This window comes from Chryseobacterium echinoideorum, from assembly GCF_007474535.1.
GTDB classification, from domain to species: Bacteria; Bacteroidota; Bacteroidia; order Flavobacteriales; family Weeksellaceae; genus Chryseobacterium; species Chryseobacterium echinoideorum.
The window spans coordinates 161,094-175,511 of sequence record NZ_VKNW01000001.1 but is presented as its reverse complement, the minus strand read 5'-3'; the positions used below and the strand labels follow the sequence as shown (position 1 = coordinate 175,511).

Here is a 14,418-nt window from a genome sequence, read left to right as displayed (position 1 = left end):
TTTTTAACTGATTTTTACAGCCGGTTTTCTGTTAATTAATTTAATTACCAGCCAGGCTGCAACATAAGACATTCCGGCAATGAAGAAAATAATGCTATAACCTCCATTAATATTTCCTGATTTTTTGAATGCATCCAAAACAATTCCGATGAACAGCGGGAAAATAATTCCTGCCACAGACCCCATCATTCCGCCAAAACCAATGACTGAACTCACGTAATTGTTCGGTAATTTGTCTCCGACCGCTGTCATCAGATTGGCTCCCCAACCTTGATGTGCAGCTGTTGCAAAGGCAATGACAACTGTTATCATCCACATATTATCCAGATATTTTGAAAACATCACCGGAACTACCAGCAATGCAAACAATAACATTGTAAAATTCCGGGCTCTGCTGATTTCCCAACCTTTCTTGATTAAAGCAGAAGACAAATAACCACCACCAATACTGCCTATTGTTGTTCCTCCGTAGATTAAAATCAATGGTAATGAAGGTTTCGTCAAATCCATTTTGAAAACATCTGCAAAATAAGCCGGTAACCAAAACATAAAAAAATACCAGATCGGGTCGGTCATCATTTTTCCGATGGCAAAAGACCAGGTTGCTTTCAGTTTAAGAATATCTTTAAGAGGTGCGCTTGGAAGGTTGTTTTGATTCTCCTCCTGGTCACTTTTGATGTAAGCCAGTTCTTCTACAGAGAGTTTTTTATTGTTTTCGGGTTTGTTGTAAAAACGCCACCAAAGCACCAACCATAAAAGCCCGGCCGCTCCAATCCAGACAAAAGTCTCCTGCCAACCGTAATGTCCTAAAATAAACGGAACCAGAACAGGCGCTAAAATAGCTCCGACTGTTGCTCCCGAATTGAAAATCCCTGTCGCCAAAGCTCTTTCCTTTTTGGGAAACCATTCTGCTACAGATTTTATCGCTGCCGGAAAATTACCCGCTTCTGAAAGTCCCAATGCTGTTCTAGCAAACAAAAATCCAACGGTACTTTTAACAAACCCGTGACCAATAGAAGCCAAGCTCCAAACCACGAGAGACACAGCATATCCGATTTTGGAACCTACTTTATCTACAAATCTTCCCATCAAAAGATTTCCCAAAGCATATGACGCCGTGAAAGCCATCACAATGTAGCTGTAATCTTTTTCCGTCCAGCTAAACTCAGCTTCTAAAGTGGGCTTCAGAAGACCCATCACTTGACGGTCGAGATAATTGATTGTCGTTGCCAGAAAAACCAAAAACAACATAAACCATCTCAGATTCTTTTTTTGCGGTGCCTGCATCTTATTTTTGATTTAATTGAAATAATAATTGTTCAACTTTTTCTTTTAGTTGTTCATCGGAAAATTCTTTTTTGGCCAAAGCACTTCCAAGTCCGACTGCAACTGCACCGCCATTCATCCATTCGGAAATATCCTGAGCGTCTGCATGGATTCCGCCTGTCAGCATAAATTCCATTTCCGGGAAAACCGAAGAAATCGATTTTATGTAATTTTTTCCGGCCAAATCCGCAGGAAAAACCTTTACCATTCGAAGCCCGTTTTGATAAGCGATATTAATCTCAGACGGCGTGAAACATCCTGGAATCAACAGAATATTTTTGTCAACGGAATGTTTTACCAATTCTTCATTAATGATTGGCGTAATGATAAAATCAGCTTTTGCATCAATGAAAGCATCCATTTCTGAAATATTTTTCACTGTTCCGATTCCTAAAGAGAGTTCCGGAAATTCTGTTATTGCTAATTCTTTCAGTTTTCTGAAATTTTCTAAAGCTAATTCCCCACGATTGGTATATTCTACCACACGGATTCCGGCTTCATAAAGCGATTTCACAATTGATTTTGAAACTTCGAGAGAATCATTGTAAAACAATGGAACTATCTTCTGGTCTTTTATTTTTTGTATGATTTTTAAACTCATAAATTTTCGATATTAATCGTTTTGTTGATGGTATCGCCTTGCACAAAAAGTTTTTTGAAAGCCACTTTTACAGCATCATCCAGGATTTTTTGGATTGAATTTCCTTTTATGCTTCCGTGAATCAAAGCCGCCATAAAAGAATCGCCGCTGCCGACTCTTTCCAAAATCTTATCCGAATAATATTGTTCTGAAATGAATAATTTGCCCCCAGAATATAAGACCGCAAAATAATTGACCTCGTCACCTTTTGTAAATCTGAAAGTGTTGGCAATCAATTCTACATTCGGATATTGTTTCTGAATTTCTGAAGCTGATTTTCCAGCTTGTTTTAGAAGGTTCTCATCATTAAAATTTCCATTTAATTCGTATTCAATTGGGATATTTAAGAATTCCTGAATCGACCAGATATTTCCCATTAAAACATTAACAAATGGCATTAATTGAGAGATTTTATCGTAAGGATTCTGATGCTGCCAAAGTGATGCACGGTAATTCAAATCCAGAGAAACTTTGATATTTCGGGCATTGGCTTTCTTCATCAAATCAAGACATTTCCCGAAAGCATTTTCGCTCAAAGCCGGCGTAATCGTACTTATATGAAGCCAGGTTACATCCTTAAAAACTTCGTCATCAGAAAAACCGGAAAAATCTGATTCTGTGAAAACCGATGGAAAACGGTCGTAGATAACTTTCGCATTTTGCATATCGCCATCAAAAGGAAGATAAAACGCTCCCATTCTCCCATTTGACTTCTCTGCAAGAACTTTTATTTTTTCATCATTTAATTTTAATTCCAATTGATTTCCGAGATAATTTTCCGATAACGCAGAATACAGAGAAACCTGATTTCCCCATCTCGAAAGTGCCGAAGCAACATTATATTCAGCTCCGCCAACGTAAATTTTGAGAGCTTGATTTTTCAGCCAAGTTCCTTCAGAATCCGGAGCGAAATGCAAAAGCAATTCACCGAAACATAAGATTTTATTTGAAGTTTCCTGATTCATTCTTAAAAATTGAAATAATTTTTCGCGTTGTAATAGCAGATATCCTGAATGATTTTTCCAACCCATCTTTCATCATCGGGAAGAAGACCTTTTTCCATCTCGTTTCCGAACATATTACAAAGCAATCGCCTGAAATACTCATGTCTTGAGAATGACAAAAAACTTCTGGAATCGGTCAGCATCCCAACAAATGTGCTGATAAGTCCAATATTGGAAAGCGTGTTCATCTGCTTCTGCATCCCATCCAACTGGTCCAGAAACCACCAAGCGGCGCCGAACTGTATTTTCGACTTGATTCCTGATTCGTTGAAATTGCCTGCAAGAGAAGCCAGAACTTCATTATAAACAGGGTTCAGATTATAAATAATTGTTTTTGCAAGCTCGCCTTTGGAATTGAGCTCGTCAAAAAGAACGCTCATTCTTTGTGCAAAATATTGTTCGCCAATCGCATCGAAACCGGTATTTGCACCAATATTTTTCAGCATCAGAGAATTGTTATTTCTGGTTGCGCCAACGTGAAATTGCTGAACCCAGCCTTTACCAGAATACATTTTGCAGAGCTCTTTCAAAAGAAATCCGCAAAGCGCATCCGGATCGGAAAATATAAGTTGGTTACCTTTTAAAAATTCTGAAAATTCTTTTTCTAGATCATCATTCCATCGGGTTGTGTCCGGAAAATATTCGAAGCCGTGGTCTGAAACTCTGGCGCCAACCTCATCAAAATAATTGATTCTTGAATGAAGCACACTTAATAGATCTGAAACTGAATTAATATTGGTTCCTGAAGCTTTTTCAAGTTTTTTAATATTGAGGATATAAGATTCGGAATCAATAATATTGATGTAAATATCCGGACGAAAACTTGGTAAAACTGTTGTATTGAAATTGCTTTCTTTTATTTTTTTATGATAATCCAGATTGTCAGCCGGGTCATCTGTTGTACAAAGTGCCTCCACTTTATAATTTTTGAGCAGATTCTGTGGCGTAAATTCAGGTTTTTGTAAAGAATCCTGCATTGCGCTATAAATATCATCCGCATTTTTTTCAGACAAATATTCCTTAATTCCAAAAGAATTTTTGAGCTCCAAATGCGTCCAGTGAAACAATGGATTCCGAAGTGTGTAAGGAACCGTTTCGGTCCATTTTTGGAATTTTTCTTCGTCCGTTGCCTGTCCTGAAATGAATTTTTCATCAATCCCGAAATTCCGCATTGCCCGCCATTTGTAATGGTCACCATCCAGCCAGATTGCTGTTGGAGAACGGAAATTCTGATTATTTGAAATAACCTCAGGTTCCAGATGATTGTGATAATCAATAATCGGCATCTCTTTCGCATAGCCAAAATAGAGATTCTCCGCCTTCGCCGATTCCAGCAAAAATGATTCTCCGAAAACTCCTTTATTTTTAATGGAATGAGTCATTATTTAATGTAAAAACTGATTTTTATTTTATGAAAATCTTTAAAAACAAGACCTTAACGATGAGAAAAAATTGATTAAGGTTCTGCTTAAAACAATACTTAATTTAAACACCACTGAATGCGCTAAAACCGCCATCCACAGGTAATAATGCACCTGTTATAAAACTTGCGGCATCGGAACAGAGAAACTGTACAGCTCCATTCAGTTCTTCCACTTCACCGAATCTTTGCATTGGTGTTTTGGCAATCACTTTTTTGCTTCGATCCGTTAAAGAACCATCTTCATTCAACAAAATAGCACGGTTTTGGTCACCGATGAAAAATCCTGGGGCAACAGCATTGACACGGATCTTATCCCCGAACTTCAAAGCTAAATCTGAAGCTAACCACTGGGTAAAATTGGTAATCGCCGACTTCGCTGCCGAATATCCTGCTACTCTTGTAATCGCCGAATAAGCGGCCATTGACGAAATATTGACAATGCTTCCGCTTCCCTGTTCAGCCATCACTTTTCCGAACACGTAACTTGGATAAACCGTTCCGTTGATATTGAGATCCGTTACCTCATCCCATCCGTCTATATTCATATCGAAAAAAGACTGGTCGGGAGATAAAGTTGCTGTGGGAATATTTCCGCCTGCAATATTCAGCAGAATGTCTATTCTACCATACTTTTCTATGATTTTTTTTGATGCATTTTCAAGACTTTCGATGTTCATTACATTGGCTTCTACTGCGAAAGCATCGCCTCCCATATCGGTCAGTTCTTTCACGCGGGAATCCAAAGTTTCCTGATTTCTGCCTACCGCAACAATTTTTGCTCCGGCTTCGATGAAACTTTTCGCCAAACTTCCTCCCAAAACGCCGGAAGCGCCAGTGATGATTGCTACCTTATCTTTTATGCTGAATATTTCGTTCATTTTTTACTTTTTAAAATGATTGCAAATTTTAGATTTATTTTTTTTGCAATTCTGATTGTACTGTTGCCATCACGCCTTCAATTTGACCTAAAGCCAACATTCTTCCAAGGAAAGAATAACCGGGATTGTAGCCTTTATCAATATCTTCCGTCAACAATCTTCCGTGGTCGATTCTCATTGGTAAATTCGGATTTTCTTTTTCGAATACGCGGATAACGTCAATCAATTTACCTCTGCCACCTAAATGATGCGCTTCGATGAAGTCTCCGTTTTCAAAAACATTGGTACTTCTGAGGTGAACAAATTTAGTTCTGTGGGCATATTTTTGAGCTAATTTCGGAACATCATTTTGAAGATTGGCACTTAGAGAACCTGCGCAGAATGTCAGTCCGTTGTGAGGATTATCGACAGCATTCAGGAACCAATCGATGTCGTCTTCATTGGTCACAATTCTTGGTAAACCAAGCAAAGCAAATGGTGGGTCGTCCGGATGCACACACATCTGGATGTTCCACTCTTCACAAACCGGCATTATTTTCTCAAGAAAATATTTTAAGTTTTCCCGAAGCTGATGTTTATCAATTCCATCGTACAAAGCCAATAGATTATTGAACTTTTCAACCGGATTCAAATCGCCTTCCTTGATATTTCCATTAACGAAACCTTGAGTTTTAACGATAACAGAATCTATTAAATCATTGTTATCGGCTTCTGTAAGCGTATTTTTTAATTCTTCAACTTTTTTGAGAATTTCAGGTGTATAATCTTTTTCTGCTCCTTTTCTTTTCAGAATATGAATTTCGAAATAGGCAAATTTGGCCTTATCAAAATATAAAGATGATGAACCATCTTCCCACTCGTGGAAAAGGTCCGTTCTTGCCCAATCCAGAACCGGCATAAAGTTGTAACAAACCGTTGTAACGCCTGCTCTACCAAGATTTTCGAGACTTTTGATATAATTTTCTATCAGTCCGTCTCTGTCCTCACCTCCGTATTTGATAGACTCACTCACAGCAAGGCTCTCAACTACAGACCAACGAAGTCCGTGACTTTCTATATAGTTTTTATAATCATTAATAGCCTCTGAACTCCAAACTTCTCCGTTCGGAATATCATGCAGTGCAGAAACAATCCCTTCAACACCAATCTGTCGAAGTGTTTGTAATTTTATTTTATCATTCTTCCCAAACCAACGCCATGTTTTTTCCATTTTAAAATGAGAATTAAAACAAAGCAGGTGTAGTAAACACCTACTTTGTAAAGTTAATATGAATGTAAACTAATTTTAATTATACCCTGGATTTTGGTATTTTGCTTTTACATCTGCCGGAACTTCCATTGCATTTAACTGTCCTAAAGGAATAGGTCTTAAATAGTGAAAAGGCTGAATATTTCTTGTAACCGTCTGTGGTGTATGATCACCATAAGACAATCCCCCAATCTGATATGTAGCAGCGTATTCTCCCCATTTTTGAGTACGAACTAAATCATACCATCTGTAAAATTCACCATAATATTCACGAGATCTTTCAGCAAGAATATAATCAATAGTAATAGTAGAGGGTGTTGCTGCGATCATTGCGGCACTATTATCTGCAACAAAGGTAGTATTTTGAGCATTATTGAATCTCCACTTTCCAGCTCTTGCACGGATAACATTGATTAAATCTCTTGCTGTCATGGCACCTGAAGCACCTTTAACAGCAGCCTCTGCAGCAATAAAATAGAACTCTGAAAATTTAGCAACATTAAACGGACGTGTTAAACCTGCATTTGGATACCCTAAACCATTTGGATCATCTGTGCGATAAGTTCCTATTTTCCAAAGTCCTGGGTAAACGATTCTGCTTATTCCATTAGGAGCAATTACCCAATCAGCTCTTCCAGGCAGAGTTCCTGCTCCAACACCACTTTGTCCTGAACCTGATGGATAATTGGGTAATTGAGAATCATCATTAAGAAAACTTAGAATTGCACCTCCAATCGGAACCGGAAGAGCATTCGCATTGTACATCATTGAAATTCCTGTAAGACCTGTACCTTGTTTATGCCAATTTCCACGATAAGTAGTTACAAAAGTTCCATCGTATCTTGAATCATTTACCTTATCTGAGAATGTATTTTTAATAACGCCAATAGTCGGACACATACGAACCCACGGTCTCCCAAGTGGCTGAGAAGCTTCTCTTTGTACTGAACTTATAATATCAGTTGATGCCCATGAGGTTGTTTTACTACTTTTTATTGCTGTATAATTCCAAGTTTGCATCCAAGCTGCAAAATTATCAGGAGCCCATCCTGAACCAAATCCTACAGGATCACCTTCGTTGTAGAATGCACTCGCCTGTGTATGATCTGCATAAAGCATACACTCTGCATTTCTATCTTTTGATCCCTCATTTACATCGTAAAAAGTTGGCTGTAATGAATATGGTCCAGGAGCATTTATTCCAGACATTGCGATATCATAAGCTTGCTGGAAATACCATTGAGCATTGTGACCATCGGGATCTGTTCTTGGTGTTTCAGGATAAGTTGGGATATTATTTGGATTTTGAAGCCACCATCCATAAGTAAGATATGCTTTTGCTAAAAATAACCTCGCCACATTTTTTGTGACCCCTCCTGTAATTCTTGGACTTGCAGGTAAATTATCAACTGCTTTTTTTAAATCAGGAAAAACCGCTTTTGTATATATTTCAGGTACTGTATTTCGTACCGATGTTGTAACAGGAGTAATATTAAATTTTAGTTCTCCTGAACCTAAGTCTAAAGGAACTCCTCCATAAGTTTGTACTAGCATGAAATAATCAAATGCTCTAAAAAATCTCGCTTCTGAGATTAAAGCTTCTGTAACGCCTAATGCCGGTCCCTTTTCTATTATTCCATTTGCTGTATTTATATTGGGAAAAACTGCTCCCCAAACCATGCTGGTAGGAAATGTATTGGAATTTATAATTCCGTTCCCAGACATATCCAATTCTCTAAAGTTTCCATCTGCACTTTGAGCAAATGTAGACTCATCAGTACCATTCTGACAGTTACTCATAAAGTAACCATTTCCATATAATAATCTCAGATGTCTGTATAATGATGGAATACTTTGATTAATACCATCGACTGTACTGAAGTAATCAACTGTATAATTTGCTCTTGGCTGTTCATCCAAAATTTCATTACAGCTTGTTAATGTTAATGACAGGAACATTGCTCCAATAATCATTTTAGGTTTAAATTTTATCATGACAATGTGATTAGAAAGTTAAATTAAGTCCGATTAAATAATTTCGTGTGGATGGGTTATTGGTTCCGATTACAAGCTGTCTATTACGATATCCGCTTACAGCCTGATTTTGATCTCCGAAGGAGTTAGGTTCCGGATCCATTCCTGAAAATTTATGATAAGGAGAAAACAATACTACAGGATTTGTAACTGTAAAATAAAGTCTTAATGCGGTAATCTTTAAATCATTCAGCAAATCTTTGTTGAAATTATATCCTAAAGTAATTGTACGAAGCTTTAAATATGAAGCATCAAACATAGCTAATGTAGAAGAATATTTAGGATTATCACCGCTCAAATGTCTTCCTGGTCTTGGAAAATGCGCTCCGGTATTATCTTCTGTCCAATAATCAACTTCTACATTATTACCTCGACCTGTAAGTCTGTTTAAGTAGCTCGCAGAACCATACAATGTACTTACTAAAATTCCTCCATGCTGGAAAGCTCCAACAGTACTGAGGTCAAAATTTTTGTAAGCAAATCTCATATTAAAACCGCCCTGAAACTTTGCAGCGGTATCAAATACCTGCATATCATCTGGCCCAATTGCCCTTACAGGAGTTCCATCTGCATTATATCCACCTGTGTACAAAACCTTTATCGAACCTACAACATCTTCAGGAGTTCCAGGCTCTAGGATATTTTGATATGGATCTCCAGCCTGCCATAAACCAATATATTTATAATCATAAAGAGCATTAATATTATGTCCTACAAACCAAAGATTATTGATGTCTCTTGGGACACCTGATGCAAGTGATAAGATTTTATTTTGATTTGTATATAGATTTACTCCTGCTTCCCATGTAAAGCCTTCTGGATTGTCGAAAATAACACCATTTAAAGATATCTCAAAACCTTTATTTTCTGTTTCTGCAACATTCTCAAGGACATTCAATAATCCTGAAGATGCAGGTAAACTTTTTCTGGTCAGTAAGTCAAAAGTATGTGTTTTGTAATATTCTACACTTCCTGAAAGACGGTTATTAAACAAACCGAAATCAATGCCATAGTTTTGTGTTTTTGAATATTCCCAACCTAATGAAGCATTGGGAGCCTCAGTTACATAAACTCCTGTTGTATTGCTACTACCGAAATTATAGGGTGTTACTGCAAGTCTTCCTAATGTTGAGTATTCAGGTACTGCCTGATTAGACGTTTGACCCCATCCAGCCCTCAATTTAAGTAGATTGATCATTTTTACATTTTCCATGAATGACTCATTGGATATATTCCAGCCCAATGATAATGCGGGATATGTATGCCATTTGTTACCCGGAGCGAGCCTTGAAGATCCATCCGCACGTAAAGTAGCAGTCAGCATATACTTATTATCATAAGTATACATTGCTCTTCCCATTGCAGAAAGTAACCCATTTTGATAGTATTGCTGATCCTCTGGTTTTACCTGAATATCTGCTTGAGGGGCTTGACCTAAATTATAATATTGAAAAAAATCAGCAGGTACATTCCTTGCGCTCATGTATGTACTTATATATCTATTGCCTTCAGCAGAATATAAAGCTACAGCATTTACCTTATGCTTACCAAAAGTTCTGTCATACGTCAAAAGATTTTCTACGACCCAGTGATATGTTTGATTGTTTCCTCGACCAGCAGACGAAGGACCGGCAGGATTCGTATTAAACACACCCATTCCAGCATAGTTACCTCCGTTTGATGTACGATAGTCTAATCCTACATTCAATCTGTATTTTAAACCATTAATAATATTCATTTCACCATACATATTATTATATGATGCGAAAATTTTTGATTCATCTACATATTTTTCTCCTAATCCCTCAATTCTATCTCTTGTATATATCCATGTTTGATCTATCCCTCCCGCAGTAGTCATTACACTTTTGGGACTACCATCAGCGTTATAAGGTGTGGCAAGTGGTGAATATCCCAACACAGCGCCGGGATTCAAACCATTGGCTTCAGATTCCGTGTAATTGGTATTGGTAGTAAAACCAACACGAAAACGCTTACCAAGCTGCTGATCAACGGCCACTCTTAGAGCAAATCTTTCATAATTTTGTAAAGGGATAACTGCATTTTGCTTGAAATAGGAAAGTCCCACATTGTAATTTCCTCCGCTGGTACCTCCGGATACACCAATGTCATGACTTGTTATCATTGCAGGCTTATAGTATAGTTTCTGCCAATCCGTATTATTATTTACATTTTCATCTCCGGTAGTTCCATAAAGAGGGTTATTACTTCCTGCTGGAGTTGCATAGTTTCTTAGTTTTGCAAAAGAAGGACCATCCATCATAGGATACCTAGAAAACAATGTCTGTACGCCATTAAATGTATTATAAGTAAATCTCGCCTTCTGTCCCTTGCTTCCTCTATTAGTGGTTACTAATATAACCCCATTTGCTCCTCTTGATCCATAAATAGCAGTAGCAGAAGCATCTTTGAGGATATCAATACTTTTAATATCACTTGAGCTGATATCACTTAAAGATCCTACAAAAGGGATTCCATCTAAAACAATTAATGGGTTATTATCACCTGTTAGCGATCTGGTACCTCTAATCCGAATCTGCATAGGAGCACCAGGTTTTGTAGATGTTTGTGAAATGTCGACACCTGCAGCTCTTCCCTGCAATGCCTGAGTAATATTTGCGGAAGGAACTTCACGAAGAGCATTACCCTTTACGGTAGATACAGATCCTGTAACAGCTTCTTTCCTTTGAGTTCCGTATCCGATGACAACTACCTCCTCAATCTGCTTTTCATTCCTGAGAGAATCGGGCGTAGTCTGGGAGTAAACTAAACTTGCAGGCAACATCGTCATCGCAAAAAACAGCGCGGCTTTGTTACTCTTACTGAAATAAAATCGGTTCATAATTATTATTTTTTAAATATTAGTTTAGCAGGAAAATGAAATTGATAAATTCAGTTTTCCTTTTTTTTAAATGTACATGTTCACAATAGCTTCAAACAATTCCTGCTTACCACTCTTAGGCTGGGGTTCTCCTATTTCGTATGCTATGGTTTGTAGATCTTCCAGAGTAAGTGTTCCTTCTTCAAAGGCTTTTCCGCTTCCACTATCAAAAGAAGAGTATCTTTCTGTTCTTAATTTCTGATAGTCTGAATTTTCTAATACATCAGCAGCGACCAGAAGTCCTTTTGCAAATGCATCCATTCCTGAAATATGTGAGATAAATAAATCTTCGGCATCAATAGAATTACGGCGGATTTTTGCATCAAAATTTACTCCTCCTGTTCCCAAACCTCCTGCAGGAAGAATTACCAACCAAGCCTGAGCAAGTTCTAAATAGTCTACCGGGAATTGATCTGTATCCCATCCGTTTTGGTAATCTCCTCTGTTTGCATCAATACTTCCCAACATACCAGCATCTACGGCTGCCTGTAGCTCATGCTCAAATGTGTGTCCTGCCAAAGTAGCATGATTTACTTCTAGATTTAATTTAAAATCTTTATCTAATCCGTAATTTTTAAGAAATCCGATCACTGTCTCTGCATCATAGTCATACTGATGCTTGGTAGGCTCCATTGGCTTAGGCTCAATAAGAAATGTTCCATTGAATCCCTGTTTTCTGGCGTAGTCTCTCGACATTGTTAAAAATCTTGCCAAGTGCTCCTTTTCTCTCTTCATATCCGTGTTCAAAAGACTCATGTAGCCTTCTCTTCCACCCCAAAAAACATAGTTTTCTCCACCTAAAGCAATTGTAGCATCAATAGAATTTTTCACCTGAGTTCCTGCACATGCCACAACATCGAAGTTAGGATTGGTAGAAGCTCCGTTCATATATCTTTCATGTGTGAAAACATTCGCCGTACCCCAAAGCAATTTAATTCCTGATTCATTCTGTTTTTCTTTAGCGTATTCTACAATAGTCTGCAGATTTTTTTCATAATCCTTCCAGTTATCAGCAGGATCTACTAAATCAATATCATGAAAGCAGTAATGACCAAAACCCATTTTGCTCATAAACTCAAACCCTGCATCCATTTTATACTTAGCTCTGGAAATTGTATCTGTACCTTTGGACCATGGATGATGGATTGTAGAGGTTCCGAAAGGATCACTTCCGTCTGCACACAGAGTATGCCACCAAGCCATTGCAAAACGCATCCATTCTTTCATTGGTTTTCCCATTACCATTTTATCGGCTTCATAATATCTGAATGCCATTGGGTTTCTGCTTTCCTTACCTTCAAATTTTATTTGTTCAATTCCTGAAAAAAACTCTTTGGTTCCTGTTAAAATATTCATGTTGTCTTTATATATTTAAATTTTATTTTTTTGTATTTTGATATGAAAATTCTTTCCTTACTGCACAAAATGTACGGTAAGTAGCTATTTTTCCTACTTAATTTTTCTAGATTTTACAATATTTCAGTGAGGTGTTTCCTCCATCGCGTGTAAGCTTCCATATACTGATCCCTTTTTTCTGTCTCCGGCTCTATCACTGTTATTTTTTCTAAAGATGAAAAGGCTTCTTCGGTATTTTCATAAAATCCGATTCCAATTCCGGCTGCTCTTGCTGCTCCTACAGCTCCATCGGTATCATACAATTCTATAACTGCATTGCTCACGCTTGCTAAAGATTGGCGGAAAATTGAACTGAGGAACATATTGGCATTTCCTGCACGAATTACCTGAATATTCATTCCCATATCTCTCATAATGTTCATTCCGTATTCATAAGAAAAAACAATCGCTTCCTGTGCGGCACGCAAAACATCTCCCTTAGAGTGAATGTTAAAATTAATCCCATGAATTGAGCAGCTTGTATCACGGTTTTCCAAAACTCTTTCTGCACCGTTTCCGAAAGGGATGATACTTAAACCTTTAGATCCTATGGATGATAATGAAGCCAGCTCATTCATATCTCCATAAGATGAAAGTGAAGTTGCAAAATTGTGTTTCAGCCATGAATTTAAAATTCCGGTTCCGTTGATGCATAGCAAAACTCCAAGTCTGGTCTGCTCTTCGGAATGATTGACGTGTGCAAATGTATTTACTCTTGAAAGCTTGTCGTAATCTAACTGGTCTAAAACCCCATATACAACACCTGAAGTTCCTGCCGTTGAAGCAATTTCTCCCGGATTGAAAACATTAAGCGACAATGCATTATTCGGCTGGTCGCCTGCTCTGTAAGAAATCGGAGTACCTTCTTTTAAGCCTAATTCTGTTGCTGCTTTTGCTGAAACTGTTGCCTGAATCCCAAAAGTTGGAACAATTTCCGGAAAAAAACTTTTTGGAATTCCGTAATAGCTAATAACATCCTCCGAAATAGAGTTGTTTTTAAAATCCCAGAAAATTCCTTCTGAGAGACCTTCTATTGTAATTCCTACTTCTCCCGAAAGTTTCATGGCAATGTAATCTCCCGGAAGCATTATTTTATCAATTTTTTCAAAAATATCCGGCTCATTATCTTTAACCCAAGCTAATTTTGAAGCAGTAAAATTACCCGGAGAATTAAGAAGATGAGAGAGACATTTTTCTTCACCTATTTCTTTAAATGCCTTCTCACCATAAGGTACAGCACGGCTGTCACACCAGATAATAGAAGGTCTAAGTAAATTCTGATCCTTATCTACCAAAATAAGACCATGCATCTGCCATGTAATTCCGATACCTTTTATATCTTCTGGATCTATTCCTGAATGATGCATTACAGACTCATGAGCAAGTTTCAGGTTAGTCCACCAGTCTGCAGGATTTTGCTCTGCCCATCCCGGATTGGATGCAATAATTTTCATCTCTTTTTTCGGCGAAAAATCCGAAGCAATGATTTTTCCGCTCGAAGCCTCAATGAGACAAACTTTTACAGAAGAACTGCCGATATCGTATCCTAACAAGTACATAGTAGAGT

General features: G+C 37.7%; 10 protein-coding genes. All 10 read right to left on the bottom strand.

Annotation, left to right across the window (positions count from 1 at the left end; genetic code table 11):
• Positions 1 to 3: 3 nt before the first annotated feature.
• On the bottom strand, positions 4 to 1,287 hold the full coding sequence (locus tag FOL89_RS00800) for an MFS transporter (protein WP_144280948.1): 1,284 nt from the start codon (positions 1,285 to 1,287) through the stop codon (positions 4 to 6).
• A gap of 1 nt (position 1,288) precedes the next feature.
• On the bottom strand, positions 1,289 to 1,927 hold the full coding sequence (locus tag FOL89_RS00795; protein ID WP_144280947.1) for a bifunctional 4-hydroxy-2-oxoglutarate aldolase/2-dehydro-3-deoxy-phosphogluconate aldolase: 639 nt from the start codon (positions 1,925 to 1,927) through the stop codon (positions 1,289 to 1,291).
• Positions 1,924 to 2,931, bottom strand: coding sequence for a PfkB family carbohydrate kinase (locus tag FOL89_RS00790; RefSeq protein ID WP_144280946.1), 1,008 nt, complete (start codon positions 2,929 to 2,931; stop codon positions 1,924 to 1,926). Before FOL89_RS00790 ends, FOL89_RS00795 begins: the two co-directional genes overlap by 4 nt.
• 2 nt (positions 2,932 to 2,933) lie before the next feature.
• Entirely contained in the window at positions 2,934 to 4,352 is a 1,419-nt protein-coding gene (gene uxaC, locus FOL89_RS00785; protein WP_144280945.1) for a glucuronate isomerase, read from the bottom strand.
• A 103-nt stretch (positions 4,353 to 4,455) separates the two neighbouring features.
• Entirely contained in the window at positions 4,456 to 5,271 is an 816-nt protein-coding gene (locus tag FOL89_RS00780; RefSeq protein ID WP_144280944.1) for an SDR family oxidoreductase, read from the bottom strand.
• A 34-nt stretch (positions 5,272 to 5,305) separates the two neighbouring features.
• Positions 5,306 to 6,481 carry a mannonate dehydratase gene (uxuA, locus tag FOL89_RS00775; RefSeq protein WP_144280943.1) on the bottom strand — a complete coding sequence of 392 codons (1,176 nt, stop codon included), beginning with the start codon at positions 6,479 to 6,481 and terminating at the stop codon, positions 5,306 to 5,308.
• A 75-nt stretch (positions 6,482 to 6,556) separates the two neighbouring features.
• Positions 6,557 to 8,515: a RagB/SusD family nutrient uptake outer membrane protein gene (locus tag FOL89_RS00770; RefSeq protein ID WP_144280942.1), complete on the bottom strand. Its 1,959-nt coding sequence runs from the start codon at positions 8,513 to 8,515 to the stop codon at positions 6,557 to 6,559.
• Positions 8,516 to 8,525: 10 nt separating this feature from the next.
• Positions 8,526 to 11,417, bottom strand: a complete 2,892-nt coding sequence (locus FOL89_RS00765; protein ID WP_144280941.1) for a SusC/RagA family TonB-linked outer membrane protein — start codon at positions 11,415 to 11,417, stop codon at positions 8,526 to 8,528.
• Positions 11,418 to 11,483: 66 nt separating this feature from the next.
• Positions 11,484 to 12,812 carry a xylose isomerase gene (gene xylA, locus FOL89_RS00760; protein ID WP_144280940.1) on the bottom strand — a complete coding sequence of 443 codons (1,329 nt, stop codon included), beginning with the start codon at positions 12,810 to 12,812 and terminating at the stop codon, positions 11,484 to 11,486.
• Positions 12,813 to 12,925: 113 nt separating this feature from the next.
• The gene (locus FOL89_RS00755) at positions 12,926 to 14,410 is read right to left on the bottom strand and encodes a xylulokinase (RefSeq protein WP_144280939.1); all 1,485 of its coding nucleotides are present in this window, start codon (positions 14,408 to 14,410) and stop codon (positions 12,926 to 12,928) included.
• Between the last annotated feature and the right edge of the window lie 8 nt (positions 14,411 to 14,418).